Below are 25,911 nucleotides of genomic sequence, written 5' to 3' on the forward strand. Positions count from 1 at the left end.
CTTTTATACTTTTATACTTTTATACTTTTATACTTTTATACTTTTATACTTTTATCCTTCTCATAGCATCTTAAATTTTCCATTTATTAATCTCTCTTCTTTTTATTTTGAGTTTTTCGTTTATATCCTGTGCTAAATATCCGATCCTGAAATTGCCATTACAGCATGGTTGCCCAGATGGACGTTAATTCGTCCGGGCCGGGTATTGCTCTTTAACAAAATGGATCGGGCTGTCACGTAACCACAATTCAGGGTGCCGCTGAATGTTCTCGCTGACCCGTTAAAACCGGAATGCAGAACCGGGATGTGACTGGTTTATTTCATTTACTGTTTTTAATTAAAGGAAATTCCATGAGAAAACCCGTTTATCACGTCTTTGTTACCCAGGAAAGCCAGCCCGATGCTCAGGGCGAAAAAAACACGTACTGGACAAAAGTTGGCGTGGCCTTCGCACATAACGGCAAGCCCGGTCTGAATATCGTTTTGATACCCGGTATTGCCGTCTCCGGCAGACTGGTGCTACTTGAACCGAGAGAAGAAAGTGACATTTCACAGGATGCCTCTGCCGCTTAATCCATTTTCTCTTCTTCTCCCCCGGCGGCGTATTTTTCTATAAGCCGCCGGTCTCTCTGTTACGAGGCCAGCATGCTTTCCACCACTGCCTTTCTGGCACTGGCGGTGCAGTGCGCCGCCAGTATTCACCCGTCCACGTCGCTTGATGTCGCACGGGTCGAATCCGGTTTCCACCCTTACGCCATTGCTGAAATTCTGCCAGACAGCCGGGGCGTGATTTCACATTTCCCCACAAGTCTGCCGGAGGCGATCCGCCTCACCAGACAGCTGGCTGCACAGGGCCGACGCTATTCGGTCGGCCTTATGCAAATCACCAGCATCAATTTCCGCCATTACGGCGTCACGGCCAGCGACCTGCTTAACCCTTGCATCAATCTGTCGGTATTTGAGCGCATTCTCGCCGACTGTTACCGGCGCGGCGGAACACTGAAACGGGCGCTCAGTTGTTACTACTCCGGCAACTTTGAAACCGGCCAGCGGCCGGAATCCGCCTTTAACCAGACCAGCTACGTGCAGCGCATTGGCTATGTCGTCCCGTCCACGCGGAAAGACCGGCTGCGTGCCCCTGACCGGAACGCACAGCCGTCTGTCCGTTATCCCGCCGTTGTGCTGCGCGGCGAGCCTGCCGGTGCCACTGCGCCGATCCTGACTTCCCTGCATTATCCCGGTTCCGTCATTCGCGGCGCTATCCCTGTTATCCCTGATGAGGAGAAATGATCATGCGTAAACGCCGTTACTCCGCTGTTGCTTCCGTGCTGCTGTCTTCCCCGGTGCTGGCGGCGGACAGTGGTTTTAACAAGGCCAATGAAACACTGAGCAATACCTCGACCGGCCTGCTGGGACTGGCCGCCGTCACCATCACGCTGGCGACCATGTGGGTGGGCTACAAGGTGCTGTTCGACGGCAAGAGCCTGCACGACATGCGTAACGTCATCATCGGCGCGATCCTGATTGTCGGTGCATCCGGCTTCGGTGCCTACTGGGCGTCATAAGGGAGACAACGATGGCTACGCTGAATAAAGCGCTTACGCGGCCTGCCGCCATTATGGGTATTCCTCTGGTGCCGTTCGTTCTCGTCAGCGGGGCCATCGTCCTGCTGGCGGTCTATGTCAGCTATTACCTGGCGGTTCTGCTCATTCCTGCCTGGGCGGAAATGAAAAATAAAACCCGAAAGGACATTCATTATTTCAGTCTGCTCTGGCTGGCATTTAAAACCCGTGGACGGCTTTTCACCAACACCCATTTTGGCGCGAATGCCCTGCTGGCAAACCAGTACGATAACGTTGATATCTCGGAGTTTATTCAGAAAATGAAATTAAGCGAGCGTATTACGCTGGATAAATATATTCCGTATTCCTCCCATATTCACCTCTACGTCATCAGAAATCGTCACCGTGATTTGGTTGCCACCTGGGAGCTGGGCGGCACGGTCTTTGAATGTGAAGACGAACATCACCTGACCCTGATGGCTACGCACCTGAATAACGTTATTCGTTCGTATGAGGGTCTGCCGGTAACATTCTATATTCACCGGCTTCGTGAAAAATACCATGATGCTTTTGAAGCCTGTTCGGGTATTCCCTTTTCCGATGACGTGACCCGGCGGTATTACCAGCCGGTAAAAGAAAAACCGTTCTGGCGGCACCGACTGTTTTTCACCGTCTGCTACGCGCCGTTCTCTCAGATTGAGAAGAAAACCATGAAAGCGCAGTCGTACGGTAAACGCCAGGCAGCACTGGATGACGCGCTCAAAATCATGCTGGAATACCGCGAAGCACTGGAATCTTCATTATCCCGCTATATGGCAACGCCGCTGGGGATATATGAAGAAAACGGGCGGGTGTATTCCTCACAACTGGCGTTCTTCCATCGTCTGCTTACCGGCCAGTGGCAGAAAGTGGCCGTAACGCGCTCACCATTTTATGAAACGCTCAGTACGCCAGACGTCTTTTTCACCACCGACACCGGTGAATGCCAGACGGTCAGCGGTTCCCGCTTCTTCCGCAGCCTGGAGATTAAGGATTATTCCCCGGAAACCCATACTGGTATGCTGGATGCGCTGCTGTACGCCGAAAGCGAGTATGTTCTGACGCAGTCCTTTACCTGCATGGCACGGGATGAGACGCAGAATCATATCCGGCTGGCGGAAAAACGACTTAACTCCACGGACGACGACGCGACTTCCCAGCGCGAAGAGCTGATTGTCCTGCGCGACCTGCTCCAGTCCGGGCATGTGTCGTGCGGTAAATTCCACTTTTCCCTGCTGATCTCCTCAGACAGTGCCGGACAGGTGGTGAAGGACACTAACGTTCTGGCCCAGCCCTTCGCCGATCTGGGTATTATGACGACGCTCTCCACCCTGTCACTGCCCGCCGCATATCTGGCGCAACTGCCGGGCGTCTATACGCTGCGTCCCCGACTGGTAGCCGTCAGCAGCCAGAATTTTGCCGATATGGCCTGCCTGCATAACTTCCATCCCCACAAACGCAGCGGCAATCCGTGGGGGGAAGCCATCGCCATCCTCACATCGCCCGGCGGTGGCGGGTATTACCTGAACCTTCACGACAGCCAGGCCGGGCGGGATGACACCGGTGAGAAAACGCCAGGGAATACGGCAATTATCGGGAAAACCGGCTCCGGCAAAACCCTGCTGATGACGGTCGTGCAACAACTGATGCAGAAGTACCGCAACCCGGCGACATTCGCGCCTTCTGCCACCCTCAAACGGCTGACCACGGTGTATTTCGATAAGGACCGGGCGGCGGAGATGGCGATCCGCCAGGCGGGCGGGCGTTATTTCCGCATCCGTACCGGCGAGCCCACCGGATTCAACCCGTTTGCGCTGGAGCCAACCCGCCGGAACATCAGTTTCATCAAACGGCTGGTGCGCATGCTGTGCCGCCGTAACGGTAAGCCGCTCGATCCACGCGATGAGGAACGGATCAGTGCCGCCGTTGACACCATCATGCTGGGCTATCCGCCGGAGTACCGCCGGTTCGGGATCACCCGGCTGCTGGAAGTGCTGCCGGAGCCGCCGACCACAGACGCCCGCACCAACGGGCTGCGTATTCGCCTGAAACAGTGGGCGCAGGGGGGCGAGTTCGGCTGGGTGTTTGATAACGAGGCTGATACTTTCACCATCAGCGATGTCGATAACTTTGGTATCGACGGCACCGAATTTCTGGATGATGACGATATACGCGGCCCCGTGACCTTTTACCTGCTGTATCGCGTGACCAGCCTGCTGGACGGTCGCCGCCTGGTGATGTTTATGGATGAGTTCTGGCGCTGGCTGTCCGATGTCGAATTTTCCCGTTTCTCGCTCAATATGCTGAAAGTTATCCGCAAGCTGAACGGCATATTCGTCCCCGCAACACAGTCACCGGATGAAATCGTCAGACATCCCATCGCCCCGGCGATTATTGAACAGTGCGGCACCCAGATTTTCCTCGCCAACCCGAAGGCCAGTCATGCGGATTACGTGGAAAAAATGAAAGTGCCGGACAGCGTTTATGACACGGTCAGGAATCTGGATCCGGGCGAGCATTACATGGTCATCCTGAAAACACCGTTGCGGGCCGGGGAAACCCGCCCGTTTGTGGCGATGGCAAAAATGGATCTGTCCGGGCTGGGTAAACTCACCCGGCTCCTCAGCGGCAGTGAGGACAACCTGAAAATATTCGATGCCATTTATCAGGACGGCATGCGACCTGATGAATGGAAAGAAACCTTCCTTGAGCGGGCAATCTGATATTCATACGGAGGTCATTGATATGCGTACCAGATACACCTTTCTGGCATTATCGTTATTTTTCCCGACGCAGGCGTTCAGCGCCGGAATACCGGTTTTCGACGCCGTGCAGAATACCGAATCCAGTAACCAGTGGATGCAGAAATTACAGCAATGGGAGGATACAGTTACCCATTATAAAAGTGAACTTGATGCGTATAAAAAACAGTTAGCTACTGCAACCGGCGTGCGGGATATTCAGGGTTTTCTCAGCGATGCCCGAAGCCTGAAAACCGATATTGATAATCTCCGTAAGAGCGGTATTTCACTGGATGATCTGCTGACCACGCAAAACAGCTCATATTCTGCTGAACTGCAAAACCTTTACAATAAATACAAATCATTCAGCGTATGCAGCGAGGAACAGGAAGGAATAAAGTCTCAGGCCCTGGCCGACAGTTGCAAACAGATGATCCTCAATCAGGCAATGGCGATTGAGAATACCACTGACGTTGAAAACAGGATAAACAACACACTCAGCGATATATCAGACTTATCTGACCGTATATCGAATGCGCAGGACTCGAAAGAGTCTCAGGATCTGGCTAACGCCATCGCGGCGAAAAGCGTACAGTTAAATGCGCTGACGAATCAGTGGGAGATGTCTGTCAGACAGGCTGAACAGCGAACGACATTGCTGGAACAGCAAAGACAGAAAGCCTTTGAACAGCAGCAGCTAACGGCTCCTGTTGCTGACCTTAATAATTTATAAGGAGGTTATCCGTGCTCAGATCATTGTTCACCTTATACACACTCTCAGGCGTGATATTACTGTCCGGCTGCCAGGAAACCAAATCCGAAGCCTGGTATAAGCAGCATCCTGACGAAACTTATGTGGTTTATACGCAATGCCTGAAGGATGGTGAGGCAAGCGATAACTGCGAATTTGCCCACCGGGCAGCACTTATGTTTGCACAGGAAGGCCAGCCCGGGGTTAAGGAGAAATTCGAGGCGATATTTCAGCAGGAAGCTGAAAAACGAAATGCAGTGACACAGTAATTTTTCCTCCAGCAAAACAGGGAGTCCTCCCTGTTTTCTATATCCTTTCTTTATATATCAGGTGAGGCACCATGTCCGGTGGCATTTTTGTTGGTATGGACAAAAACATCATGGATGGACTGAATGCCGTACTGGAAGGTCAATCTTCCACTTACGGCACGATGATCAGCGTCATCATCGTCAGCTCTTTTACCCTGTTTATACTGTTTCGCGGTTATCAGACGCTGGCTGGCAAACTCCGGACCCCGGTTGAAGATGTCGCCTGGGATGTGGGCCGCATGTTGCTGATCACCACCTTTGCGTTAAATCTTGATGGCTGGCTGGATATGGCGGTAGCGGCTATCCAGGGACTCAAAGACGGTATCAGCGGCGATGATAACGTCTGGGCGCTGCTCGATACCGTCTGGGAAAAGGCACAGGCGCTGGGGCAAAAGTTATTTAATATGGACACCTCAACTTACGTCAAACTGAATGGTGGCCTTGCCGAAGTCCTGGTATGGGGCGGCTCTATTGTCCTGCTAATGGCAGCCACCTTTGTCAATCTGCTCGCCGAAATCACCATCCTGTTAATGACGACCACCGCGCCGCTCTTTATTTTCTGCCTGCTGTACGGTTTTCTTAAGCCGATGTTCGATAACTGGCTGAGAACAATTTTCGCGGCAATGTTAACGATCATGTTTTCTGCCTTATCCATCCGTATCGCCATTAATTACCTGCATAAGATACTGGATGCTGCAACAAAAACATCCGCTGAAACCAATATGGTAACACTGGCGGCGCAGTGCCTGCTGGCCGGGATTGCGGCGGGTGTGGTGGTCTGGTTCTCCGCGAAGCTCGCCAGCGCACTCAGCGGGGCCGCCGTACAGGCAGTGCTGCAGGGTGCCGCCATGAGTGGCCTGAGCGGACTGGCGAACAAATCCGCCGACCTCGCCGGGCCGGGGGTAAAGGGCGGAGCCCGCCTGGCTGCGAAAGGCGGCATGGCCGCCGCCGCGGCGGCCGGCAGGCTCGCCGGCGCAGGCGCGGGTAAAACCGTGAGCGCCTGGCAGAAACGCGCCGCCGCCATCGAAAGCATGAAACGCCTGAACCGGCAGCGTCACCGTTAATCTTCCCGACCCTTAATTTCCTTTCCCCGTCAAGCCATGGCCTGCGCCACCGGTGCGGCATTCCTGCATCCATACGATAAGGGGTTCCATGAAATTCAGCATCTTCCTTCTGATGCTGTGCGCGCTCACGGGCTGCGCACGGCATCAGGGCAACCTCCCGCCGGTATCCGGCGAACCCGAGCCGGTAAATTCCCCCACCATCATTCAGGAGCTCACTCACCATGTCTGATATTCAGAACATTGTTAATGTTTCCCGCTCTTTTGAATCCATCCTGCTGGAAAAGGAAGAGCGTTCCCGAAAAACCGCCTGGCGGGTGGCCGCTGCCGGACTGATTCTGGCCGCAATGCCGATTGCGGCCATTATTATTCTGCTGCCACTGAAAACCACCGACACTGAATTATGGTCAGTGGATAAACAGACCGGGCGCTATGAATATATGACCCGCGTGAAGGAGCGGGATATTTCGTCTGAAAAGGCACTGGCGCATTCACTGGCAGCACACTATGTCAGACTCCGCGAGGGATATAATTATTTCTCCCTCCAGCGTGATTATGACGACGTGCAGTTATTTAACAGCGACAGTGTGAACCGGGACTATCTGGACGGGTTTAACGGTGACCAGGCACCGGACGTGATTTTTAACAAGGCGGAATATGTTGTTGATATCGACATTATTTCCAATGTGCATGCGCCTGCCACCGGGCCGGATAATCTGGCAACCCTGCGTATCAAGCGCACTATCCGCCGTATTGCTGATAATTCCGTGAAAACGGATGTCTGGAATATCCGCCTCACATACCGCTACGTCCCGCACCGGCAACTGACCGACAGCCAGCGCGAAGTGAACCCGCTGGGCTTTATCGTCACCAGCTACCAGCGCGACAAAGAGTTGAGGGGGGAATGATGCTGAAATACATTCTGCTCCTCACGGGTTTACTGGTGTCATGTGTGGCATGGAGCTCCGCGACACCGCGCGGCAGCGCGTATGACAGCCGGATGCAGAACGTCACGTACAACAGCCAGAACGCCACGGTCGTCAGTACCCGCCCCGGCTACGTCACCATGCTGGTGTTTGACGATGATGAAACCGTTATCGATGCGCAGGCGGGTTTTCCCAGAGGCTGGACCGTGACGAAAAGCGATAACCGGGTGGGCGTCAGCCCGAACCCGATTACCCAGCCGGTCACGGATGCCAGCGGCAACACCGTCAGCCAGGTGTTTCTGCCGACGGCAAAAGACTGGAAAACCAATCTGTTCGTGGTGACCTCGAAGCGCGATTACAGCCTGGAGCTGAACGTGCTGGATAAAGACTCGCCCGTTCAGGCATTTGTTATCCGCTACCGCTATCCCGATGAGCAGAGGAAAAAGTCAGCCGCTGCCAGCGCCACCCGTCAGCAACGACAGCAGGAAACACTGGACCGCAAGCGGATAGCGGCGGCATTCGGGAAGGCTACCACTCCGCGCAACTGGCGCTATACAAAACGGGTGGCAGCAGGCTCAGCCTTCATCGCCCCGGACTTTACCTGGGATGACGGTCGTTTCGCGTATATCGGTTTTTCCCCCACGAAGACCCTGCCTTCCGTTTTCCGGGTGGTTAACGGCCAGGAGCAGGCGGTCACGCCCGGAACGGTTAAACGGGGCAGTTACACCGTGGTGGTGGTTCCGGCATCGACGCAGCTGGTTCTGCGTTACGGCACCTCGGTGGTGGGGGTCGAAAACGACGGATCCGGGCGTATCCCGCTGACCAACAGTGACACTGTTTCACCCTCCGTTACGCTGGAGGCAAAATGACCGACAAATTTTTCCCGGACGAACCGAAAAAAACCACCGCAGAACGTGAAGCAGAAGCCCGCGAACGCGCCCGCGCGGCAATGGCATATCAGGAGTCGGAGCAGAAAACGCCGCCCGGCCAGCCGGAAGTGACCCGTTTCCGTAAGACGTCCGGTCGCCGCACGCTGATCGTCAGCCTGCTGAGTCTGGTCCTGGTCATCGCGCTGGCATCCGGTGGCGATCGTCTTCTCAGCGCCCTGAAAAGGGGTGATGAGAAAGAATCTGACACCGCGCCGCCGCCCTCCTCCGGGGCGGTGCAGCAGGAGCGTAAGAATCTGGGCATGGACAGTAACCCGTTTGGCCTGTTCGGGCCAGGGAGGCAGAAAAGCGCAGACCCGGCCCGTCAGACCGTCACTACCGGACCAGCCCTGCCAGCGGAACCGCCCGCCCTGAACAAGGCTGCAGCGCTTGCAGACGGGCTGAACAGCAGCACAACGGCTGGCGGCAATGCCTACACGTCCCGTAGCGAACCGCGCAACAGCGCGGGAACGTCGGACAGCCTGTCTGCCTCCACGGCGTACACATCCTGTCAGTCGGTACTGGTCAGTGGCGAAGATGGACGCCTGCGCTGCCCGGATACGACAGCACCGGCAGGCAGCAATAACAACGACAATCCGGGCGTTGCCCGCGTCACCGGTGTCAGGCGGCTGGGCCTTGATCCCGATCTCTATATCCCGGTGGATCACTATATTCCGTGTTCGATGATGCGGCGCTTCGTGTCCGATGTTGGCGGTCATATCTCCTGCCTGATCGGTGAAAATGTCTGGAGCGCCAGTAACCATGTGAAACTGATCCCGGCAGGAACGGTCGCCCGTGGTGTCTACCGCACCGGCGCACTGCAACATGGGCGCAGCCGGATGTTTGTGCTGTGGACGGAGCTGCGCACGCCAGAGCCCGGCAGCCTGCAAATCCCGCTCACCGATACGCAGGCCACCGGCCCGCTCGGTGAGGCGGGGATCGCGGGCTGGATCGACAGCCATTTCTGGGAGCGTTTCGGCAACGCCCTGATGCTGAGTACCGTGCAGGACGTGGCGGCAGCGGCATCAGAGGCCGCGCCGGGTAAAGACCGCAATACCGACTATACCGAAAACACCCGTGCCGCCACGGCGGAAATGGCGAAAACGACGCTGGAAAACAGCATCAGTATCCCGCCCACGATGTACCTGAACCAGGGCGATGTGATCGGCATCATGACCGGTACGGATATTGATTTTTCCTCTGTTTATCAACTACGGCTGAAAAAGAAATGGTATGAGCGCTGAAAACCTGTCACTGGATTTTATGAAAAATCAGCTGTTCGGTGATTATCTGCCAGTCGAAGGGCTGACCGAAATCGCGATTAACCGACCGGGGGAACTGCACACCAAAATAAAGGGGGCATGGCAGCGGCATGAATCCCCGGTCACGCTGCGTCAGTGTCATGCTTTTGCCAGAGCGCTGGCGTCCTGGCAGGACGATAATATTGACGATACGTCACCGATACTGTCGGCCACTCTCGAATCCGGCGAACGTATTCAGACGATTATTCCCCCGGCCTGTGAGCGTAATACGGTATCCATTACGCTGCGCAAGCCTTCGTTTGAGCAGAAAACACATCAGTCATGGATTGATGCAGGATTTTATCAGCGTGTGGCTGGTCAGGAGAAAACGGAAAGCCAGGATGATGCACTGGTTCAGTTATATCAAAGCGGGAACATCCCCCGTTTTATGGAAAAGGCGGTGGAATACGGCAAAACGATTTTTATTGTGGGTGAAACCGGCTCCGGCAAAACCACCTATATGAAAACGCTGCTGCATTATATTCCGCTGCATCTCCGGTTGATAACGATTGAGGATAATCCTGAAATCCGTTTTCATCACCACGCCAATTATGTTCATCTTTTTTACCCGGCGGATGCCGGGGACAACGCCATTGTCACGCCCGGCAGACTGATCCGTGCTAATTATCGCATGAACCCTGACCGGATATTGCTGGCGGAAATTCGCGGGCGAGAGGCATGGGACGCGCTGAAAATTATTGGTTCCGGGCATGAGGGATTAATCACCTCCCTGCATGCGGGCAGCCCGGAAGAATGTATTGAAGGGATCATTGACCGCTGCTATGAAAACCCCGACTGCCGGAATATTCCTTTTGATGTGCTGTTACGCAAGGTACTAAAAAGCATTGATGTCATCGTCAGCATTGATATACACGGCGATATTCGCCGGATGCATGATATTTATTTTAAGCCAGTTCATTTAAATGGCATGAAAGAGACATTCAGAAAATAACTCTGGTAAATAACATTACCCTAAATACGCAACCTTTCATTAATCATACTGGTCACTGAAATGAAGAAAGTCATACTCTCCTTATTATTTCTCGGCGTTATGGCGTCATGTTCAACATCCGCAATGGCCGCTGATGCATGCGAAGTGGTTTTATGCATGTACGGTAAAACAACGGGAAACAGCGGCGGCAGTGAATGTCACTCCGCTGAACGGGCATTCTTTAATATCGTGAAAAAGAATAAACACGGCTTTCTTCCTGACCATACGGCTGATGCCAGAAAATCGTTTTTACTTGAATGTGATTCAGCAAACCCGGCAGCTATCAGCCAGATTATCAGTAAATATGGCCGCGTTCGTGGTTAATACTGGCGGACCGGGCGCAAGGGCGTGACGGTTTTCAGGTTTTTACGGCTTCTGTTTTTCGCGGATTAAGGAGCGAAGAAACAGGGGCCGTAAAAATGAGGCAGCGGACAGAAATATTTTCGCGGGTTAAGGAGCGAAAATAATTCAGGCACCGCGCCTCACCTGCAAACAGCCGCGCCCACGCGGATTTTGCAGGCCGGGGGGAGCCGGATAAATTTCGCCGCCCCGGCGAGCGAAAAGCTGTCGCCCACGACAGCGGTTTACCCGGGGGGCACAGCCCCGCACACCGTCGCGGCTAAGTCTCCGGCCCAAAGCCGGTAGCGTGGCGCGACCACCCTCTTTAAAGGTCAGCTTCCCTTTTATTCCCGCTGCGAGGAACAAGCAAAGGGAAGAAAAAGGCGAAAGCGACCGTCTTAAAGGGGGTGGTCGCGCGTAGCGTGCGACGGTGTGCCGCCCTTGACCTTGGGGGATTTGACGCAGCGTTCAGCGAAGACATTGCCCCCATGTTTTCGGCTGTCAGGGCGTACAGCCAGGACAAAGGAAACACGCTGTTGCCCGTCATGCGGGCGTTTCAGGGGACTGACGACCACGGGTCGGCTGGTATCTGAAGGCGCGGATAACGGGCATGAGCGCCGGAGGCGTTCAGTGCTTTTCATCCTTTTATGGGCGTCATCGATGAGCGTCGCGTATGGGCGTGGGGTTTTACGTCCATCGGTGACGCCCATATGATGCGCCCGCCACACCGAAATCAGACCGGAGATCACTGCAATGGAAACTCATCTGATGCAAAGGCTGAATGCCTTTTCGGATGCCTTTTCTGTTTTTCTGCTGTGGCTGCAACACAACCCGGTAATATTGTCCATATTTGCCGGGCTGACGCTGCCATTTATATTTCACCTGCCAATAGAAGAAAGAAAAAATGCCCCCTTCTGGTTAAAATCAGTAGTGGGTGTATCCACCTTCTTTTTCATATTCGGTACTCTGTCACCGCTGACCATTCAGGGGCTGAGTTTTTTCTTTAAAGCGCTCGATAATGACATCCTGCTCAGATTATCACTCTGGATACTGACTGTCGGATTTACGCTTGCCGGTCTGGCTTTTCATATTACTGCCCGAAGGCTGCTGGCCGGAGAAGTCGACAGTCTGAAACACCGGATGATTAAAAAAAGTAAACTGGAAAGAAATGTCAGAACGGATGTTCGTGAAGTCAGGGACATGTTGCCTAACAGCATTGCGTATAATCCGCTGGATTATATTGACCTGAATAACGGTATCTTTATCGGGCTGGACAAAGATGATCAGCCGCAATATATCACCCCCGAAGAATTTCAAACTCAGCACGCAGACCTTATCGGCACCACTGGCTCTGGTAAAGGAGTCAGTGCCTGTGTACTGCTTTATCAGGCAATACTTTCAGGTGAAGGCGTATTTGTCGAAGATCCTAAAAATGATGAGTGGGCACCACATGTTTTGCGGGAAACCTGTCAGAAAGCGGGAAAACAATTTGTTCTTATTAACCTGAATGATCTTAATTTTCAGCTTGATTTACTGGCTGATATTTCTCATGAACAACTGGAGGAGCTGTTTAACGCCGGTTTCAGCCTGGGTAAAAAAGGCGAAGGTGCTGACTTTTACCGTATCGCCGACCGTCGCGCAGCCAGAAATGCGGCAGCTATTTATGAAAAGGGAATGACGTTACGCGACTTATTTAACACTGACTTTGTGAAATCCCTCAGTGAAGATGTGCCTGCTTTTTATGGCGAGCTTGAAGAAATCGCTTTAGTGAATTCCATTAATGCCAATAAGGGATTTTCACTAAAGAAAATATTTGATGAGGGCGGTTGCTGTTACATCATCGGCTCGATGCGTAATCAGAAAATCATATCGGCTCAGCGAATGATTTTAACCCGCCTGATTCAGATAGCCGAAACGCGTGACCGGATAAAAGGCAAACCTCGTCCTGTCGCTATTTTCCTTGATGAACTCAAGTATCACCTGTCCCGCCCTGCACTTGAGGGACTTGGCGCAGCGCGGGACAAAGGTGTACATATCATCATGGCTCACCAGTCGGTAAAAGATCTATATGACTGTCCGGCAGATCTGGAGGGTGATGCCGTTGCCGGTTCGGTGATTGAGAACTGCAAGTTTATGCTTGTTTATCGCCTTCGCGATCCGGACACCGCCGACTGGGTGGCAAGGATGACAGGCTCTATTCTGGTTGACGATGAAATGAGAAAAGTTAAAACAGATATATCCCTGACGGAGAAGATGGAAACGGACAGGATGATCCGCCAGGCTGAACGATATTATATAGACAGCAACATGTTGCTTAACCTCCCCAAATTTGTTGGTTTTGTTTTTACCCAGAACGATCTGGCGAAGGCAACCAAGCTATTCCACATTCCAGCTAATAAGCAATATATCGACCTGTTTTCATTTGAACATAAAAACCCGCCGCATACCGAAAAAGAAAATCAGATTCATAAACCCTCCATTAACCTGTGAGGCTATCAATGCTTATTCATAACGTTGCTGAAAGAAATGAAGCCGCTAAACGGAGAATGCGGGCATTGCTGTATTTTCTCAAGGAGGAAACGTTCTCTGATTTCCAGACCTTAAAAAGAGTTGTTGGCTATAAAGGGAAACATAACCATGCGATGTATAACCTGCTGAATAAAGCGGTTTCAATGGGTCTCCTGAATAAACATGAGTATCCAGTATTGACCGGGAAAAAATCATTGTGGGGGATCACCATGCAGGGACTGGCAATGGTGGTTAGCGCTAATGACAGGGTTTTCCCCGCCTATTTTGAGCCGGGCAAACTCAAAAACTCGACGCTGGAACATCGACTGTTAAACCAGCGGGTAAGGATCGCCCTTGAGGAAAAAGGTGGCACAGGCTGGCTTAACGGCGACCGGGGAGAATTTATGTCGCGATACCCAGGCGTCCGGCACCGACCGGACGGCATTATTACCTTAAGCAGCGGTGCCATCGTTGCAGTGGAAACAGAGCGAACGATGAAAACCCGCGCCCGTTACATCAGCATCATTAACAGTCATCTGACCGCCAGCGACGCCGGACGCTGGCATTACGTGATATATGTTATGCCGGATGATAAAACTAAGGAGTCGCTGGTCAGGCTGTTTGGCAGCATCAGGACGGTGATGAGAAAGAGCGTTCCTGTTCCATTTGATGTGAAGAACCGAGAAATGTTTATCTTCCGCGCCCTCGATGAACTGGAAAATAGTGTCAAGGATAAACAAGGGCCCCCCTCCCCATCTGTCGGTGATGATGAAGGGAGGGAACGCCATGCATGATATTCTGACTCATGGCGACTGCCTTGACGTACTGCGCAATATGCCGGGCAACTCTGTGGACAGCATCGTGACCGACCCGCCTTATGGTATTAAATTCATGGGTAAGACATGGGACTAAGATGTTCCCTCACAAGCCATCTGGGAAGAATGTCTGCGCGTACTCAAGCCCGGTGGTCATCTACTGTCCTTCTCGGGATCCCGAACTCAACACCGGATGGCAGCGCGTATTGAGGATGCGGGCTTTGAAATACGTGACATGATCGTATTTCTCTACGAAACCAGCAACATTGCTCAGGCCCTCATTGAAAGTTTGTCGCCGGATCAGCTCAAATTACTGGACGCGACATTTGGACGTGACGGAATGTTGGGCTGGGTATACGGTTCGGGCTTTCCTAAATCTCACCATGCGTTAAAACCGGCACTGGAGCCGATTACCCTTGCCCGTAAGTCATTCAACTGGTCTATAGAATCGAATCTATGCGCGCATGGTACCGGCGTTCTGAACATCAGTGAATGCAGGATCCCTCTGGCAGAAGGAGAATCACCCTATGATTATCCAAATGGCCCGGGAGGTTCCGATCCTAACCACATGTGGCAAGGCAGAAATAAAGGTGCTGGGGATATCGCCAGGCAAGGAAACCCTGATGGCCGATGGCCTGCCAATCTTATCCATGATGGCAGTGATGCAGTACTTGCCTGGTTCCGGGATAACCCTCAGCAGGTAGAAATTAGCAGCGCCAGTTGGTTCTTTTATTGTGCAAAATCCAGCAAAAAAGACCGTGGTGAGGGTAACAATCATCCATGTGTAAAGCCCACCGAGCTGATGCGTTACCTTTGCCGCCTGGTTACTCCCCCAGGCGGCACTGTACTTGATCCCTTTATGGGGAGTGGAAGTACCGGTAAAGCTGCGGCGATGGAAGGTTTCTGTTTCATCGGTATTGAGCGCGAAGCGGATTATGTGGAAATTGCTCGCAGGCGTATTGCGGCAGCACGTAGCACCATGGCTCGTTCTGGCGATGCAGGAATACACATTGACAATTGAATTCGGGTAAAATGCCTCTAAAAATGTTAGCGAAGATTTGAGCTAACATTTTTATGGCTCAAGGCCATAACCTAACCTAACAGACAGCTTTGTGCCAGAAGCAGATCTTGAACAAAGTAAAGTTACCATTTACCCTGAAAACTTGTTAAGAACTTGGGATGCTGCTCTGTTTGTCGTATTTAAGCCTGTCTTCCCTGAAACGATCCGCATTCTCGACAATCCAGGTCCATAGCGGAATCATACGAACAAGCAGCTCCATCCCCGTATCAGAAAGCTCGTACTCGACTTTCGGAGGAACCTCACCGAAATCATGGCGGATAACCAGTCCGTCACGCTCAAGCTGCCGTAATGTGCGCGTCAGCATACGCTGAGTCACTCCATGCATACGCCTGCCAATCTCGGCATGACGCAGTCTGCCATAAACGCCAAGCGTGTTGACGATACCCAGCGACCAGCGACTTCCTGCATGAGTCAGCACTTCCCGCCGCAAACCATCATCATCGTCTCTCAGACCCTTACATACAGCCTGCGAATACTGAAGAATCTCTTCCCGAACCATCTCACTAGCTCCCAGTATCATGCATGTACCTTCTTTTTTAGCCTGTTATGAATTGCTAGAGTGGCTCAACAATTCCTGTAAGGCCAGATTATGAACAAAACTGCTCTTAACACTACGTCTGAAAATATCCTCGTGCTCGGTGCCGGTGAGCTGGGCCTCCCCGTTCTGCGAAATCTTGCCCTTCGGGCAAAAGATGTGGAGGGAACGAAAATCAGCGTGTTGCTGCGCGAAAGCACCGTAACGTCAGATGAACCTGGAAAACAATTCGTTATCACGGAAATCAGAAACCTCGGTATCAATATAGTCACGGGCGATCTCGTCATGAGTTCTGTCGACGATTTGGCCAGCCTCTTTGCGCAATTTGACACAGTCGTTGGCTGCACGGGGTACGCGGCCGGCATAAATACACCGATGAAACTGGCGCAGGCGGCCCTGCAGGCGCGGATTCCACGCTATTTCCCATGGCAGTTTGGTGCCGATTTTGATGCCATCGGACGCGGCAGTCCACAAGACATCTTCGACGCGCAGATTGACGTGCGTGACTTACTACGCAGCCAGCATGAAACTGAGTGGGTCATCATTTCGACCGGCATCTTTATGAGCTATTTGTTCGAACCAGACTTCGGTGTGGTCGATCTGCAGAACGATACTGTTCACGCACTCGGCAGTATTGACAACACCATGACGCTGACAACTCCCGATGATATCGGGATGCTGACGGCAGCGATCGTATTTAAAACTCCTCGCATCCGGAATGAAATTGTGTATATCGCCGGTGATACACTGACCTACGCAGAGGTAGCAGATAAGCTGCAATCAGCGCTTGGCCGTCCTTTCAGCTGCACGGAATGGAGCGAACAATATCTGATGGATAAACTCGCGCTCAACCCGCAAGACATGATGTCTAAGTATCGTGCCGTTTTTGCACAGGGGCGGGGAGTTGCATGGGATAAAAAGCAGACATTCAATGAACGCCATAACATTCCGGTTACCGACGTGGCAGCCTGGATAAATGCAAACCTGACCCCGGGCAGCTCATTATAAACGTATTTAAGCTGCTGTAATAAATACCAGAGTCTTTCTCCTACCTACCCGAATATGGTGAAGAGAAAGACTCTGTTCCCCCTGTTGGCACTGATAGCAAAGCGGTTACGCTGTGTGAGCTGAAAACCGGCTCTCCGGTAAACCGGGGAATACGGCTGATTCCGCTCTTAGCAACGCTCCATCATGCCTTGACGGCACAGAAAGACCCACGCTGGCACTGGTACAATACAGCGTTGTGAATGCTTCTCCCGCGAGTGTCGGGCAAGTGCTCTGAACTCCTGGAGAGGGCAGGATACTCTCCGTCGTTCCGTCCGGACGATAACGTACAACACGGCTTCCTCCCCATTCGGCATTCCAGACATAGCCCATTGCGTCCACGCAGGAGCCGTCAGGCGCCCCCTTTCCTTCTGTTGCAGTGAACACGCGCTGGTTATTCATAGAGGGGTAATCACAGCACATTATACGGCCCTGCATCGAGTCACAGTAATACATCGTGCTGCCGTCCGGACTGAAACAGATGCTGTTCGGGATGGCCACCTCAGGCAGGGGTAGCGTCTCAATGCTGAGTGTCGCTGCATTTAGCCTGTGAAATCTTCCTATGACTTTCGCGGGGTATCCGTCATCCATGGTCCCGAAGACGAAATTACCCTCGCGGTCGCACCGACCATCCCCTGTCCGTGTTCCCGGTCCTCCCGGTGACGCCACAACCGGCGTAAAGATACCCGTATTCAGATCGCAGAAGGCGAATCGGGACGCCAGTCCCATCAGTAAAACGTCAGAATGTTCAGTAAGTGCAAACGATCCGAGGCGCTCAGGCAGGGACCAGCGCATCACAACACTGGTGTCTTCTTCAAGGGCAAGCAGCTCGCTGCCTTCAATGTCAGTCCAGTAAATCCTGCGTGTCCTCTCGCACCAGATTGGGCACTCTCCCAGCAAATTTCTGGCATCAGCAGCCACTGAAAACATGTTATTTCTCCCGCATATAAAAGTTTCGCATCGCGCCTGACCAAAAGCGTAAGGCCATCTGCACTATGGCAGACGGCAGTAACAAGCTATTCCCACCCTGTCAGGGCAAAAAACGCGCTGAAAGTTTGTCACCAAAAAGCATGATGGCGAGTCCTGCCAGCATGACCAGCATGCCCCCCAGTTTGAGCAGCGAAACCGGTCGCCGTACAGCACCCAGCAGACCGAAATGGTCAATCATCTGCGACGAGAGTAACTGCCCAACGATTGCCAGCCCGAGCAGGGCTGAAAAACCGATTTTCGGTGCCAGCACCACGTAGCTGAACAACGCACAGGCACCGATCAGGCCGCCCGCCAGACTCCATGCTGGCTGCGAAGGAATAGCAGCGAGAGAGCTAAATAACCCTCCACGTAGCAGCGAGTAAATCCCGAGGCTCAACGCCCCGGCCGTAAAGGAAAAGAACGCGGCGGTGACCGGATCGCCCCCGAGTCCTTTTGCGAGCTGACTGTTCAGGGTCGTCTGCAAAGTAATACCAAGACCCGCTGCAAAAGCTATTACGTAATAAATCGCGCTCATGCTGTTATTCCCTGTCAGCTTGCCTGTACCAGCGGCAGGAATTTCTCCGCAAAGATGTCCGGCTCATACCCGGCGGCGGCGAAAAGGTGTTCGCGTGATTCATCGATGGCAGCACGAAGACGCTCGCTGTCCACGCCCAGAACTTTGCCGTTCTGCTTGACGATGCGCCCGCCAATCATGACGGTATCGATGTTGCTGCGTTCAGTTGCATGCACCACCGTCCCGAAGGCATTCCCGTTCGGATAGAGATTGAGATCAGCAGCGTTAATCAGGATCAGGTCGGCCTGTTTGCCTGGCGTCAGGCTACCCACTTTATCCTGTAGTCCAGCACAGGTCGCACCATCGACGGTTGCCGACTTCAGCAGCTGCGCTGCCGGGAGCGTTGTCAGAGAATGCCCTGAATCACAGCAGTGCTGCTTATGCATACCCATTACTCGCTGCAGATAGAACGCCACGCGCATTTCCATAAACATATCTGTGCTGTAAGACGTTTCGTTATCCACGCTCAGGCCAGGATTGATGCCGTGGCGCTGCGCGGCCTCAATGGCAAACATCCCGCTTTCAATGCCATAGTGCGAATCTGAGCGCGGACAGACGTTCACCCGTACGCCGGCTTCACGCAGGATTTCCCAGCCCTCATCAGGCAGTGCTGTGCAGTGGTTGAAGATATTGTCCGGGCCCAGCAGGCCCTGCTGATGCAGTGATTTAAGCTCTGAAGCCATTTCAGCGCCAAAGAATTCGGTCACGATTGGCAGCCCGAGCCGGCGGGCCTCGGCCCACAATTCCGGCTCCAGCTGGGCCATGACGCCCAGAGAAACCAGTCCCTCAGGATTGTCTTTGAAATATTTTTCCTGCAGACGCTGCCAGTTACCCGGCCAGTGCGCTTTATCCCATTCGCCTGCTACCGGCGCGCCGGAAGCATGAATAGCGCGAATTCCGGCATCAAGCAGGGCTTCAACGGCGGCGTCTGCATGTGCTGCGGTACGGCTGTTGTGCGAGTTATCAATCATGGTAGTGATACCCGCATCAATCGCGCCCAGCGCCGTCAGGAGATTACCGACATAGATATCTGCGGGCCGATAGTATTTCGCAAACGAGAAGTGCGTGGCATTGCTATAGTCGTCCAGACAGGTGGCGTTGGGGTTGATGCGGCGCAGCTGGCCTTCCCAGGCGTGACGATGAGAATCGACCATCCCCGGCATAGCAATCATATTTGTGGCATCAATGACGTGAGCACCCTCGGCGTTCAGGTCCTTACCGATGGCGGTGATGGTTGACCCTGTGACAAGAATATCGCCACGTTCATAGTTACCAACATTCTCATCCATACTCAGTATGGTTGCACCGCGGATCAGCGTTACCGGCGCATTTGCCGTCTGATTGTTAACAATATTTCTGCTGTAATCGGTCATTTGAATTGTCTCTTTCAGGTTCAGAAGGAAAACAATACGCCTCCTATTTAAGCTGAAAAAGATGACTAACGTGTTTTCATCATTCAGAATTTGCGAATAATGATGGTTATCACCGTCACATGCTATTCAGGAGCGCAATCAGGTGGATCGAATTCAGGCTATGCAGGTTTTTATAAGGGTGGCTGAGGCCGGAAGCTTTGTCCGGGCAGCGGAAACACTGTCCCTGCCTTCTTCTACTGTTACCAGCACCATCAAAAACCTGGAGAAATATCTGCAGGTGCGTCTGCTGAACCGGACCACAAGACGGGTCAGCCTTACTCCGGAAGGTATGCAGTATCTGGCGCAGTGCCGGGAAATTCTGGCCTTAATTGAGCATACGGAAGCCAGTCTGGCCGATTCGAACAGGCGCCCCCGTGGCCGTTTACGCGTTGATATGCCCGGCGGTATAGCGCACTTCCTCGTGATGCCAAACCTGAAAGAGTTCTACAGCCGTTATCCTGATATTTACCTGATGATCGGCGTCAGCGACCGGCAGGTTGACCTGGTTCAGGAGGGCGTGGACTGCGTGATCAGAACCGGAGAGTTACTTAACTCCACGCTTGTAGCCCGTTCGCTCGGAGAATTTCGCTGGATCACCTGCGCCTCTCCCGATTATCTCAGGGAGTACGGTATTCCGCAGTCACCTGAAGATTTATCTCATCACCGGGCTATTCATTATTTTTCCGGACAAAGCCGGCGTACAGACGAATTGCGTTTTGTAAAGGGAACAGAAACGCTGTCCGTACCCGTCAGGGGGCAGGCAGCCGTCAACGAGACGGGACTCTATATAAAAATGTGCCTCGAAGGATTCGGGCTGGCGCAGCTTGCTGAGAACGTTGTGGCAGAACACCTTCAGAAAGGAACGCTGGTTGAAGTCCTGGCCGACTGGCAGCCGTCGTCTGTTCCTGTCGCATTGCTTTATCCCCATCAGCGTTTTCTTTCACCCGCCGTACGTGCATTTGCAGACTGGATAGATGAAATATTCAGTTGATACGTCTGTCACAGCTCCCCGTTGCACACTAAAAGTCAGTCATAAGGCTTGCTTATTATATTATTACTGACCGCGATCGCCCTGAGCGGCCTTTTCACCGAAAAGTCCGCTCATCGGGATAGTACAGATGGCTCCGGTACCATTAAGACGCTTCAGAACCTCGATGGAAAGTGATCTTACCCAGCAATAGTGGACACGAGACTAAGTGAGTAAACTCTTAACCAGAGGTGACTCATATGGCAAAACCAACGGCGACCAAAAAGCCCCGTAAACAACACACGCCGGAGTTCCGCCAGGAAGCCATCAAGCTTGCTGAACATATCGGCGTGGCCGCTGCAGCTCGCGAGCTCAGCCTGTACGAATCGCAGCTCTACAACTGGCGCAGCAAGCAGAAAAATCAGGCAACGTCCTCTGAGCGCGAGAGTGAACAGGCAGCTGAAATTGCTCGCCTCAAACGCCAGCTGGCTGAAAAGGACGAGGAGCTGGCCATTCTCCAAAAGGCCGCGACATACTTCGCGAAGCGCCTGAAATGAAGTATGTCTTCATCGAAAACCATCAGGCTGAGTTCAGTATTAAAGGCATGTGCCGGGTGCTGCGTGTGGCCCGCAGCGGCTGGTATGCCTGGCGGAGCCGTTGCACAGTTATCAGTGCACGCCAGCGCTTCCGACAGAACTGCGACAGCCTGGTCTGTAGCGCCTTCAGCCTGGCTAAACAGCGCTACGGAGCACCCCGCCTGGCAGAAGAGCTGCGTGCGCAGGGCCTGACATACAACGTGAAAACGATAGCCTCCAGCCTGCGGCGTCAGGGTCTGCGGGCAAAAGCTTCACGCCGGTTCAGTCCGGTAAGCTACCGTGAACACGGTCTGCCGGTCTCAGAAAACCTGCTGAAGCAGGATTTTAACGCCAGCGGCCCGAACCAGAAGTGGTCGGGAGACATCACATACTTACGTACGGCTGAAGGCTGGCTGTACCTGGCCGTGGTCATCGACCTCTGGTCGCGGGCCATTATCGGCTGGTCGATGTCATCGCGGATGACGGCAAACCTGGCCTGCGATGCGCTTCAGATGGCGTTATGGCGGCGCAGGCGGCCAAAATACGTTATCGTTCATACGGATCGGGGCGGGCAATACTGCTCAGCGGACTATCAGGCGCTACTGAAGCGGCATAATCTGCACGGGAGCATGAGCGCCAGGGGGAACTGCTATGATAACGCCTGCGCGGAGAGCTTCTTCCACTCGCTGAAGGTGGAATGCATCCATGGAGAACGTTTTACCAGCCGTGAAATGATGCGGGCAACGGTGTTTAATTATATAGAGTGTGATTACAATCGCTGGCGTCGTCACAGTGCCTGCGGCGGCCTCAGCCCGGAACAGTTCGAAAACCAGACCCTCGCTTAGGGACGTGTCCACTTCACGTGGGTAAGATCAAAGCATCCGCCGCAGAGGATCAGCTGGTACCCTGTTGTGTAAACCCATTCAGCCCGGCTGCTGTACAGGTTCCAGGTGCGCATCTCGTCCGGCAGCCATTCCGGTGCAGGCTCCTGCAACTGAGATTGCTGTGGTCATCAGTAATGGCACCGTCCAACCTCCGGACAACTCCTGTACTTTACCCAGCAACAGCGGTCCCATCGCCGCCATCAGATAACCGATACTCTGCGCCATACCTGACAGCGCGGCAGCATCACCAGCGTTTGTAGTGCGCAACCCGATGAAGGTCAGACCCAGCATCATGCTGGCACCCGAGCCGAAGCCGAGGAGTGCAGCCCACAGCATCGCCAGATTTGGCAAATAAAGGATGCCAATAAAGGACACTGCGGTTAACAGGCTGACGCCAGCAGCGGCTAATTTCTGATCGTTAAGACGACGCAGCGTGGCTGCCAGAATCAAGCCGGGAATGGCGGTGGTAAGCTGAAGGATACCATGTACCTCACCAGCCTGAGCTGAGGAGAGCCCACTGCCTGTCAGAATGGCTGGCAGCCAGCCGACCGCAACATAAAACGGCATCGCATTCAGGCCCATAAACAAGGTGACCTGCCACGCCAGAGACGAGCGCCAGACCGCAACGGTCGCTGCTTTTTTCTCACCTGCTACTGGCAGTTGATGCTTTTTCTTAAACTGCGGCAACCATAAAAGCAACGCAAGGAGCGGTGCAATAACCAACATGGCTAACGCGATGTTCCAGCCCCAGCTCTGCGTCAGAGGAATGACAATGGCAGAGCCAATGGCGCCAGCGGCGCCCATGGTGATGGAATATGCTCCCGTCACGGAAGCCACGTTGCCGGAAAAGTCACGCTTGATCAGGCCAGGCAGCAGGACATTGCCCAGGGCAATCCCGATACCAATTAACACTGTTCCGCCATAAAGCGCCCAGACGCTGTCTGTTGAGCGAAGCAGAATCCCCGCTGAAATCACGACCAGGGCACCAAAAAGGGTGCGTTCCAGGCCGTACTTGCGGGAAATCGATGCGCTCATTGGAGAAAAGGCGGCAAAGGCCAGTAAAGGCAGCGAGTTAAGCAGCCCAACGGCCGTGATACTTAGGTCAAAATCATGGCGAATAGACTCTAAAACGGGTGCGATAGCGGTAAAAGGAACACGCAGGTTAATGGCGATAAAAAGGATGCCGGTCACTAGTAGGATTGAAGACCACTTGTTCGTAGTGTGGGACATAAGTTTTGCTTTCTCTGAAAAAAGAAAGACTTTAAAGGACGCATGAGTTACAGAATATAGATAACCTGACAACATATAGCTAAATCATGCCAGTTAATAAAAAATCCGTGACCTCGCCGGAAGAGTTTAATGCCGATGATTTCAGTCAGGCCGCTATCGCCCTGCATGTATCATCGTCAGGCGAGTATGCCGGGCAGAGTCCGCACGCTCATCGCAAGGGGCAACTTATTCTCTCTTTGCGCGGTGCAGTGCGCTGTGAGGTTGAGGATGCGCTGTGGCTTGTTCCACCGGGACATGCCGTCTGGGTTCCGGGAGAAATCCCCCACCGTTGCCGGATCACGAAGAATGCAGACACGTGCTTTTTATTCATCGAGCCCGGCACGGCAGCGATGCCAGAAGTCTGCTGTACCATAGCGATTACACCTCTGGTCCGCGAGCTTGTTCTGTATCTTGCAGAGCAGGAACATGCTTATTCGCCTGACAGTAAGACCGCAAGGCTGGCAGCGGTGCTGCTGGAACATATACCGGATGTGCCGGTTAAAACGCTCCACCTGCCGAGATCCGACCATCCTAAAATCCGGACTATGGCTGAGGCACTTTTTAATGATCCTGATGACCGGAGGACGTTAAAACAGTGGGCTGCTCATCTTGCTACCAGCGAACGATCTCTGGCCAGGCTGATAAAAGAGGCGACAGGAATGAGCTTTGGTCGCTGGCGTCAGCAACTGCATTTGATGATTGCCCTGAGCCATCTGTCTGAAGGTCAGCCCGTGCAGTGCGTAGCCGGAACGCTGGGATATGATTCGGTCAGTGCGTTTATTACGATGTTCAGAAAAGCGCTGGGTAAATCACCGACGCAATATTTTTCTTCCCTGGATTAGTACACAAGCACAGAAGGCGGATTTATTCAAAGAACACCAGCGTCCGCTTTTCGCTCGTTGCCGACCGTCATGCTGAATCGTGTTATAACAAAGAACACGGCCAGATCAAGTCTGAGCCTATACATCTAAAGTGATGAGCGGGCTCTTTGCCGCCCGCCCCCGCAGCCTGCGAATTTTTCCTGACACACAGTGCCACGAAAAATTCGTAGGGAGGTTATACCTTTAACACCACCACGACTCTGCCCACAAGAATATATTGTCAAAGCCACATTCCTTTGCGGCTTCTTGCCCCTGCCCTCAGGCTTTATCCATCAAATAACGATGTGCTTTTGATGCCGCACTGGCGGCTTTGAAAATATAGCGTTTGTCGTTTTTCAGTGCTTTCAGCCAGGAAGCGATATAGCTTTCGTGCTGAACCTCTCCGAGAATCCCCAGATCCGCCATAAGGAACGCGCTTCCCAGCTCGGCGATCAACTCCTCATAAGCATAATCCTCACTACCAAATTTTCCTTTAATCTCGCGATTCAGGCGGCTTTTACCACCACTCCAGTGCACCAGTTCATGCAGTCCAGTGGCGTAGAAATTGGCTGCATCTGAAAACAGATAGCGCTCTGGTAGCCAGACTTCATCAGTTGAGGGTCTGAAAAAGGCGTTTTGTCCTTTCTCAATAATGTTTGCGCCGCTCTTCTGGAACAGATTTTCAGCCTTCGGCAATGGGTCAAAGGTTGCTTCCGGGCTGACTGTTTCAGTTGTCAGAGGCAAGCCGTCAATTTGCTGAACGTTAAACACGGTGAAAGTTTTCAGCATCGGGATCTGGTCGATTCCACCATATTCGTTTTCTTTCTCTAAGGTTGTATAGAAAATGGCTGTCGTGCCGTGCTCGCCTTTGCGAACCTGCCCACCTACTGCCTGTGCTTGTTTGTAGGTCATCCAGCGTGAATCACCGAAGCCCTGTTTTGACGCACTGCACCACAGCAGCATGATATTCATTCCGCTATACGAGATACCGGTTGCGAAGTTGCAAGGCAACCCAGACATGCCCGGCACCCGTTGCCACGGGCAAGACCATGGTTTTACACCGACTTCAAGCGCTGCAATGATGTTGTCGGTGACGGTCTGATAAATATCTGTTCTGGTTTGAGAAAACTTCGTTTTTGAGGAGCCTGACTGCTCCAGCGGGGATAAGCTGGTCGCCGCTGCGGTGTTAGGGGCGCTAGTCTGGGTGGTATGCAGGGAAATGGTCATGTTTTTTCTCCGTCAGTGGTGTGATTTTCGTCTTCGTATCGCCTGACGATTCGCTTTCCCGGCATCGTTCCGTCCCGCAAGGGCGCAGAATGCGTGCCATTTACCCTTGCGGGACGGGTTGTGTTGGGAAACGATTAACCGGAAGCTGATACGGGAACGAAAATCACGCTGGAGAAAAACTGCTCCTGCATAGGCGGGCGTAGCGCCCCTTGTTCCAGAGTGGTGAAAGGGGGTTGGGGGTTGGGG

Annotated in this window: 27 protein-coding genes; 21 read left to right on the plus strand and 6 right to left on the minus strand. The window is 53.1% G+C overall.

From position 1 onward, the window contains the following. Nucleotides 1-351 precede the first annotated feature (351 nt). The 17 genes from BVU99_RS24685 (at nucleotide 352) to BVU99_RS24760 (ending at nucleotide 15,289) form a co-directional block, all read left to right on the plus strand. Complete coding sequence (locus tag BVU99_RS24685; RefSeq protein ID WP_040206867.1) at nucleotides 352-573, plus strand: hypothetical protein; 222 nt, start codon at nucleotides 352-354, stop codon at nucleotides 571-573. Nucleotides 574-645: 72 nt separating this feature from the next. Beyond that, the gene (locus BVU99_RS24690) at nucleotides 646-1,290 is read left to right on the plus strand and encodes a lytic transglycosylase domain-containing protein (RefSeq protein WP_047740672.1); all 645 of its coding nucleotides are present in this window, start codon (nucleotides 646-648) and stop codon (nucleotides 1,288-1,290) included. After that, entirely contained in the window at nucleotides 1,287-1,565 is a 279-nt protein-coding gene (locus tag BVU99_RS24695; protein ID WP_047740671.1) for a TrbC/VirB2 family protein, read from the plus strand. The genes BVU99_RS24690 and BVU99_RS24695 overlap by 4 nt, the downstream gene beginning before the upstream one ends. Nucleotides 1,566-1,576: 11 nt before the next feature. Next, a complete protein-coding gene (locus tag BVU99_RS24700) occupies nucleotides 1,577-4,324 on the plus strand; it encodes a VirB3 family type IV secretion system protein (RefSeq protein WP_047740669.1) in 2,748 nt (915 codons plus the stop codon). A gap of 22 nt (nucleotides 4,325-4,346) precedes the next feature. Continuing rightward, on the plus strand, nucleotides 4,347-5,075 hold the full coding sequence (locus BVU99_RS24705; RefSeq protein ID WP_047740824.1) for a type IV secretion system protein: 729 nt from the start codon (nucleotides 4,347-4,349) through the stop codon (nucleotides 5,073-5,075). An 11-nt stretch (nucleotides 5,076-5,086) separates the two neighbouring features. Continuing rightward, complete coding sequence (locus BVU99_RS24710; protein ID WP_047740666.1) at nucleotides 5,087-5,362, plus strand: EexN family lipoprotein; 276 nt, start codon at nucleotides 5,087-5,089, stop codon at nucleotides 5,360-5,362. A 71-nt stretch (nucleotides 5,363-5,433) separates the two neighbouring features. Further along, nucleotides 5,434-6,465 (plus strand): type IV secretion system protein, encoded by a 1,032-nt coding sequence (locus BVU99_RS24715; protein ID WP_047740665.1) that lies wholly within the window; start codon nucleotides 5,434-5,436, stop codon nucleotides 6,463-6,465. 88 nt (nucleotides 6,466-6,553) lie between these two features. Next, nucleotides 6,554-6,694: a hypothetical protein gene (locus BVU99_RS25210; RefSeq protein WP_047740663.1), complete on the plus strand. Its 141-nt coding sequence runs from the start codon at nucleotides 6,554-6,556 to the stop codon at nucleotides 6,692-6,694. Next, complete coding sequence (locus BVU99_RS24720) at nucleotides 6,687-7,370, plus strand: type IV secretion system protein (protein ID WP_047740661.1); 684 nt, start codon at nucleotides 6,687-6,689, stop codon at nucleotides 7,368-7,370. Before BVU99_RS25210 ends, BVU99_RS24720 begins: the two co-directional genes overlap by 8 nt. After that, nucleotides 7,367-8,257, plus strand: coding sequence for a P-type conjugative transfer protein VirB9 (gene virB9, locus BVU99_RS24725; RefSeq protein WP_187143591.1), 891 nt, complete (start codon nucleotides 7,367-7,369; stop codon nucleotides 8,255-8,257). Before BVU99_RS24720 ends, virB9 begins: the two co-directional genes overlap by 4 nt. Beyond that, entirely contained in the window at nucleotides 8,254-9,558 is a 1,305-nt protein-coding gene (virB10, locus tag BVU99_RS24730) for a VirB10/TraB/TrbI family type IV secretion system protein (protein WP_047740658.1), read from the plus strand. Before virB9 ends, virB10 begins: the two co-directional genes overlap by 4 nt. Then, entirely contained in the window at nucleotides 9,548-10,567 is a 1,020-nt protein-coding gene (gene virB11, locus BVU99_RS24735; RefSeq protein WP_047740656.1) for a P-type DNA transfer ATPase VirB11, read from the plus strand. The genes virB10 and virB11 overlap by 11 nt, the downstream gene beginning before the upstream one ends. Nucleotides 10,568-10,627: 60 nt before the next feature. Then, entirely contained in the window at nucleotides 10,628-10,930 is a 303-nt protein-coding gene (locus BVU99_RS24740) for a TrbM/KikA/MpfK family conjugal transfer protein (RefSeq protein ID WP_071844520.1), read from the plus strand. A 768-nt stretch (nucleotides 10,931-11,698) separates the two neighbouring features. After that, a complete protein-coding gene (locus BVU99_RS24750) occupies nucleotides 11,699-13,435 on the plus strand; it encodes a type IV secretory system conjugative DNA transfer family protein (RefSeq protein WP_099817080.1) in 1,737 nt (578 codons plus the stop codon). A gap of 8 nt (nucleotides 13,436-13,443) precedes the next feature. Then, entirely contained in the window at nucleotides 13,444-14,247 is an 804-nt protein-coding gene (gene mobC, locus BVU99_RS24755) for a MobC family replication-relaxation protein (RefSeq protein ID WP_047740652.1), read from the plus strand. Next, nucleotides 14,240-14,365, plus strand: a complete 126-nt coding sequence (locus BVU99_RS25380) for a hypothetical protein (protein WP_256376340.1) — start codon at nucleotides 14,240-14,242, stop codon at nucleotides 14,363-14,365. The genes mobC and BVU99_RS25380 overlap by 8 nt, the downstream gene beginning before the upstream one ends. An 18-nt stretch (nucleotides 14,366-14,383) precedes the next feature. After that, entirely contained in the window at nucleotides 14,384-15,289 is a 906-nt protein-coding gene (locus BVU99_RS24760) for a site-specific DNA-methyltransferase (protein WP_224251940.1), read from the plus strand. Nucleotides 15,290-15,434: 145 nt separating this feature from the next. Here the strand turns inward: BVU99_RS24760 and BVU99_RS24765 are convergent, their stop codons facing one another. After that, on the minus strand, nucleotides 15,435-15,869 hold the full coding sequence (locus BVU99_RS24765; protein WP_197769050.1) for a helix-turn-helix domain-containing protein: 435 nt from the start codon (nucleotides 15,867-15,869) through the stop codon (nucleotides 15,435-15,437). A gap of 69 nt (nucleotides 15,870-15,938) precedes the next feature. Between BVU99_RS24765 and BVU99_RS24770 the strand changes: the two genes are divergently transcribed. Beyond that, nucleotides 15,939-16,892: an aromatic alcohol reductase gene (locus BVU99_RS24770; protein ID WP_047740651.1), complete on the plus strand. Its 954-nt coding sequence runs from the start codon at nucleotides 15,939-15,941 to the stop codon at nucleotides 16,890-16,892. Nucleotides 16,893-16,997: 105 nt separating this feature from the next. Here BVU99_RS24770 and BVU99_RS24775 read toward each other — a convergent pair whose 3' ends face one another. The 3 genes from BVU99_RS24775 to BVU99_RS24785 form a co-directional block, all read right to left on the minus strand. Then, entirely contained in the window at nucleotides 16,998-17,858 is an 861-nt protein-coding gene (locus BVU99_RS24775; protein ID WP_047740649.1) for an SMP-30/gluconolactonase/LRE family protein, read from the minus strand. A 100-nt stretch (nucleotides 17,859-17,958) separates the two neighbouring features. Further along, a complete protein-coding gene (locus BVU99_RS24780) occupies nucleotides 17,959-18,432 on the minus strand; it encodes a DMT family transporter (protein ID WP_012539997.1) in 474 nt (157 codons plus the stop codon). A gap of 14 nt (nucleotides 18,433-18,446) precedes the next feature. Further along, nucleotides 18,447-19,844, minus strand: coding sequence for an amidohydrolase family protein (locus BVU99_RS24785; RefSeq protein ID WP_047740647.1), 1,398 nt, complete (start codon nucleotides 19,842-19,844; stop codon nucleotides 18,447-18,449). A 142-nt stretch (nucleotides 19,845-19,986) separates the two neighbouring features. On the opposite strand from BVU99_RS24785, the gene BVU99_RS24790 reads away from it, so the two are divergent. Together BVU99_RS24790 and BVU99_RS24795 are read left to right on the plus strand one after the other, a co-directional pair. Beyond that, on the plus strand, nucleotides 19,987-20,874 hold the full coding sequence (locus tag BVU99_RS24790; RefSeq protein WP_047740646.1) for a LysR family transcriptional regulator: 888 nt from the start codon (nucleotides 19,987-19,989) through the stop codon (nucleotides 20,872-20,874). Between the two features lie 236 nt (nucleotides 20,875-21,110). Beyond that, nucleotides 21,111-22,270 (plus strand): IS3 family transposase gene (locus tag BVU99_RS24795; protein ID WP_089575847.1). Its coding sequence is split into 2 segments (ribosomal slippage): nucleotides 21,111-21,369 and nucleotides 21,369-22,270, totalling 1,161 coding nucleotides; the frame shifts between segments, so codons are not numbered across the junction. Between the two features lie 78 nt (nucleotides 22,271-22,348). Here BVU99_RS24795 and BVU99_RS24800 read toward each other — a convergent pair. Continuing rightward, nucleotides 22,349-23,539, minus strand: a complete 1,191-nt coding sequence (locus tag BVU99_RS24800) for a CynX/NimT family MFS transporter (RefSeq protein WP_047740640.1) — start codon at nucleotides 23,537-23,539, stop codon at nucleotides 22,349-22,351. 86 nt (nucleotides 23,540-23,625) lie between these two features. Here BVU99_RS24800 and BVU99_RS24805 point away from each other — a divergent pair, with 86 nt between their 5' ends. Further along, nucleotides 23,626-24,420, plus strand: a complete 795-nt coding sequence (locus BVU99_RS24805; protein WP_047740638.1) for a helix-turn-helix transcriptional regulator — start codon at nucleotides 23,626-23,628, stop codon at nucleotides 24,418-24,420. A gap of 297 nt (nucleotides 24,421-24,717) precedes the next feature. On the opposite strand, the gene BVU99_RS24810 is transcribed toward BVU99_RS24805, so the two are convergent. Continuing rightward, entirely contained in the window at nucleotides 24,718-25,665 is a 948-nt protein-coding gene (locus BVU99_RS24810; protein WP_047740636.1) for a zincin-like metallopeptidase domain-containing protein, read from the minus strand. Nucleotides 25,666-25,911: the final 246 nt, after the last annotated feature.

Origin of the sequence: Serratia sp. OLAL2 (assembly GCF_002752475.1) — a bacterium.
Classification (GTDB): domain Bacteria; phylum Pseudomonadota; class Gammaproteobacteria; order Enterobacterales; family Enterobacteriaceae; genus Serratia; species Serratia bockelmannii.

What these genes read in the sequence shown, in the direction of transcription:
- BVU99_RS24805 (WP_047740638.1), top strand. Translation starts at nt 23,626, where the DNA reads ATGCCAGTTAATAAAAAATCCGTGACCTCGCCGGAAGAGTTTAATGCC.
- BVU99_RS24690 (WP_047740672.1), top strand. Translation starts at nt 646, where the DNA reads ATGCTTTCCACCACTGCCTTTCTGGCACTGGCGGTGCAGTGCGCCGCC.
- BVU99_RS24685 (WP_040206867.1), top strand. Translation starts at nt 352, where the DNA reads ATGAGAAAACCCGTTTATCACGTCTTTGTTACCCAGGAAAGCCAGCCC.
- BVU99_RS24765 (WP_197769050.1), bottom strand. Translation starts at nt 15,869, where the DNA reads ATGATACTGGGAGCTAGTGAGATGGTTCGGGAAGAGATTCTTCAGTAT.
- virB11 (WP_047740656.1), top strand. Translation starts at nt 9,548, where the DNA reads ATGAGCGCTGAAAACCTGTCACTGGATTTTATGAAAAATCAGCTGTTC.
- BVU99_RS25380 (WP_256376340.1), top strand. Translation starts at nt 14,240, where the DNA reads ATGCATGATATTCTGACTCATGGCGACTGCCTTGACGTACTGCGCAAT.
- BVU99_RS24770 (WP_047740651.1), top strand. Translation starts at nt 15,939, where the DNA reads ATGAACAAAACTGCTCTTAACACTACGTCTGAAAATATCCTCGTGCTC.
- virB9 (WP_187143591.1), top strand. Translation starts at nt 7,367, where the DNA reads ATGATGCTGAAATACATTCTGCTCCTCACGGGTTTACTGGTGTCATGT.
- BVU99_RS24740 (WP_071844520.1), top strand. Translation starts at nt 10,628, where the DNA reads ATGAAGAAAGTCATACTCTCCTTATTATTTCTCGGCGTTATGGCGTCA.
- BVU99_RS24750 (WP_099817080.1), top strand. Translation starts at nt 11,699, where the DNA reads ATGGAAACTCATCTGATGCAAAGGCTGAATGCCTTTTCGGATGCCTTT.
- BVU99_RS24715 (WP_047740665.1), top strand. Translation starts at nt 5,434, where the DNA reads ATGTCCGGTGGCATTTTTGTTGGTATGGACAAAAACATCATGGATGGA.
- BVU99_RS24800 (WP_047740640.1), bottom strand. Translation starts at nt 23,539, where the DNA reads ATGTCCCACACTACGAACAAGTGGTCTTCAATCCTACTAGTGACCGGC.
- BVU99_RS24785 (WP_047740647.1), bottom strand. Translation starts at nt 19,844, where the DNA reads ATGACCGATTACAGCAGAAATATTGTTAACAATCAGACGGCAAATGCG.
- mobC (WP_047740652.1), top strand. Translation starts at nt 13,444, where the DNA reads ATGCTTATTCATAACGTTGCTGAAAGAAATGAAGCCGCTAAACGGAGA.
- BVU99_RS24700 (WP_047740669.1), top strand. Translation starts at nt 1,577, where the DNA reads ATGGCTACGCTGAATAAAGCGCTTACGCGGCCTGCCGCCATTATGGGT.
- BVU99_RS25210 (WP_047740663.1), top strand. Translation starts at nt 6,554, where the DNA reads ATGAAATTCAGCATCTTCCTTCTGATGCTGTGCGCGCTCACGGGCTGC.
- BVU99_RS24720 (WP_047740661.1), top strand. Translation starts at nt 6,687, where the DNA reads ATGTCTGATATTCAGAACATTGTTAATGTTTCCCGCTCTTTTGAATCC.
- BVU99_RS24780 (WP_012539997.1), bottom strand. Translation starts at nt 18,432, where the DNA reads ATGAGCGCGATTTATTACGTAATAGCTTTTGCAGCGGGTCTTGGTATT.
- BVU99_RS24810 (WP_047740636.1), bottom strand. Translation starts at nt 25,665, where the DNA reads ATGACCATTTCCCTGCATACCACCCAGACTAGCGCCCCTAACACCGCA.
- BVU99_RS24775 (WP_047740649.1), bottom strand. Translation starts at nt 17,858, where the DNA reads ATGTTTTCAGTGGCTGCTGATGCCAGAAATTTGCTGGGAGAGTGCCCA.
- virB10 (WP_047740658.1), top strand. Translation starts at nt 8,254, where the DNA reads ATGACCGACAAATTTTTCCCGGACGAACCGAAAAAAACCACCGCAGAA.
- BVU99_RS24705 (WP_047740824.1), top strand. Translation starts at nt 4,347, where the DNA reads ATGCGTACCAGATACACCTTTCTGGCATTATCGTTATTTTTCCCGACG.
- BVU99_RS24695 (WP_047740671.1), top strand. Translation starts at nt 1,287, where the DNA reads ATGATCATGCGTAAACGCCGTTACTCCGCTGTTGCTTCCGTGCTGCTG.